We start from the raw sequence: 2,276 nt of genomic DNA on the forward strand, positions 1-2,276 counted from the left end.
TCCGCGGCCTCTACCGCGACATGGTGCTCACCCGTCGCTTCGACGCCGAGGCCACCTCCCTGCAGCGCCAGGGCGAGCTGGGCCTGTGGGCGTCGCTGCTCGGCCAGGAAGCCGCCCAGATCGGGTCGGGCCGGGCCACGCGCGAGGACGACTACGTCTTCCCGACCTACCGCGAGCACGGCGTGGCCTGGTGCCGCGGCGTCGACCCGGCCAACCTGCTGGGAATGTTCCGCGGTGTGAACAACGGCGGCTGGGACCCCAACAGCAACAACTTCCAGCTGTACACGATCGTCATCGGCTCCCAGACGCTGCACGCCACCGGCTACGCCATGGGCGTCGCCAAGGACGGCGCCGACAGCGCGGTGATCGCGTACTTCGGCGACGGCGCCTCCAGCCAGGGCGACGTGGCCGAGTCCTTCACCTTCTCCGCGGTCTACAACGCCCCGGTCGTGTTCTTCTGCCAGAACAACCAGTGGGCCATCTCCGAGCCGACCGAGAAGCAGTCCCGTGTGCCGATCTACCAGCGCGCCCAGGGCTTCGGCTTCCCGGGCGTCCGGGTGGACGGCAACGACGTGCTCGGCGTCCTCGCGGTCACCCGCTGGGCCCTGGAGCGGGCCCGCACCGGCGAGGGCCCGACCCTCGTCGAGGCGTTCACCTACCGCATGGGCGCTCACACCACCTCCGACGACCCGACCCGCTACCGGGGCGACGAGGAGCGCCAGGCCTGGGAGGCCAAGGACCCGATCCTGCGCCTGCGCCGCTACCTGGAGTCTTCAAACCACGCGGACGAGGGGTTCTTCGCGGAACTGGAGGCCGAGTCCGAGGCGTTGGGCAAACGAGTGCGCGAGGCGGTCCGTGCCATGCCGGACCCGGACCACTTCGCGATCTTCGAGAACGCCTACGCGGACGGGCACGCGCTCGTCGACGAGGAGCGCGCCCAGTTCGCCGCGTACCAGGCGTCCTTCGCCGATGAGGGGGGTAACTGAGATGGCCGACAAGATGGCACTGGCCAAGGCGATCAACGAGTCGCTGCGCCGCGCCCTGGAGTCCGACCCCAAGGTCCTGATCATGGGCGAGGACGTCGGCAAGCTCGGCGGCGTCTTCCGGGTGACGGACGGCCTGCAGAAGGACTTCGGTGAGGGCCGCGTCATCGACACCCCGCTCGCCGAGTCGGGCATCGTCGGCACCGCGATCGGCCTGGCCCTGCGCGGCTACCGCCCGGTGGTGGAGATCCAGTTCGACGGCTTCGTCTTCCCGGCGTACGACCAGATCGTCACGCAGCTCGCGAAGATGCACGCCCGCTCGCTGGGCAAGGTCAAGCTCCCGGTCGTCGTGCGCATCCCCTACGGCGGCGGCATCGGCGCGGTGGAGCACCACTCGGAGTCGCCCGAGTCGCTCTTCGCGCACGTTGCGGGCCTGAAGGTGGTCAGCCCCTCGAACGCGTCGGACGCGTACTGGATGATGCAGCAGGCCATCCAGAGCGACGACCCGGTGATCTTCTTCGAGCCCAAGCGCCGCTACTGGGACAAGGGCGAGGTCAACGCGGAGGCGATCCCGGGCCCGCTGCACAAGGCCCAGGTGGTCCGCGAGGGCACCGACCTGACCCTGGCCGCCTACGGCCCGATGGTGAAGCTCTGCCAGGAGGTGGCCGACGCCGCCGCCGAGGAGGGCAAGAACCTGGAGGTCCTGGACCTGTGCTCGGTCTCCCCGCTCGACTTCGACTCGGTCCAGGCCTCGGTGGAGAAGACGCGCCGCCTGGTCGTCGTCCACGAGGCCCCGGTGTTCTTCGGGTCGGGCGCGGAGATCGCCGCGCGGATCACGGAGCGCTGCTTCTACCACCTGGAGGCCCCGGTGCTCCGGGTCGGCGGCTACCACGCGCCGTACCCGCCGGCCCGCCTGGAGGAGGAGTACCTGCCGAACCTGGACCGGGTACTGGACGCCGTCGACCGCTCGCTGGCGTACTGAGGAGAGGGTCGTGACGACGATGACGGAAGCGTCCGTGCGCGAGTTCAAGATGCCCGACGTGGGCGAGGGACTCACCGAGGCCGAGATCCTCAAGTGGTACGTCCAGCCCGGTGACACGGTCACCGACGGCCAGGTGGTCTGCGAGGTGGAGACGGCGAAGGCGGCCGTCGAGCTGCCCATCCCGTACGACGGCGTGGTCCGGGACCTGCACTTCCCCGAGGGCACCACGGTCGACGTGGGCACGGCGATCATCTCGGTGGACGTGGGCGGCGGCAGCGCCGCACCCGCGCCCGCCGCCGAGCAGCCGCCCG

Annotated in this window: 3 protein-coding genes; all 3 read left to right on the plus strand. The window is 70.4% G+C overall.

Annotated elements, in window-relative coordinates:
• Positions 1 to 986, plus strand: a 986-nt coding sequence (pdhA, locus tag ABZ281_RS46470) for a pyruvate dehydrogenase (acetyl-transferring) E1 component subunit alpha (protein ID WP_356664552.1), incomplete at its 5' end; no start/stop codon positions are given.
• Between the two features lies 1 nt (position 987).
• On the plus strand, positions 988 to 1,965 hold the full coding sequence (locus ABZ281_RS46475) for an alpha-ketoacid dehydrogenase subunit beta (RefSeq protein ID WP_356664554.1): 978 nt from the start codon (positions 988 to 990) through the stop codon (positions 1,963 to 1,965).
• 10 nt (positions 1,966 to 1,975) lie between these two features.
• A partial coding sequence (locus ABZ281_RS46480; RefSeq protein WP_356664556.1) for a biotin/lipoyl-containing protein occupies positions 1,976 to 2,276 on the plus strand: 301 nt, incomplete at its 3' end.

The sequence above is a fragment of the Streptomyces sp. NPDC006265 genome, from assembly GCF_040613555.1.
In the GTDB taxonomy this organism is placed as follows: domain Bacteria; phylum Actinomycetota; class Actinomycetes; order Streptomycetales; family Streptomycetaceae; genus Streptomyces.

Excerpts from the sequence above, each read along its gene's own strand:
- ABZ281_RS46475 (WP_356664554.1), top strand. The coding sequence starts at position 988 with ATGGCCGACAAGATGGCACTGGCCAAGGCGATCAACGAGTCGCTGCGC.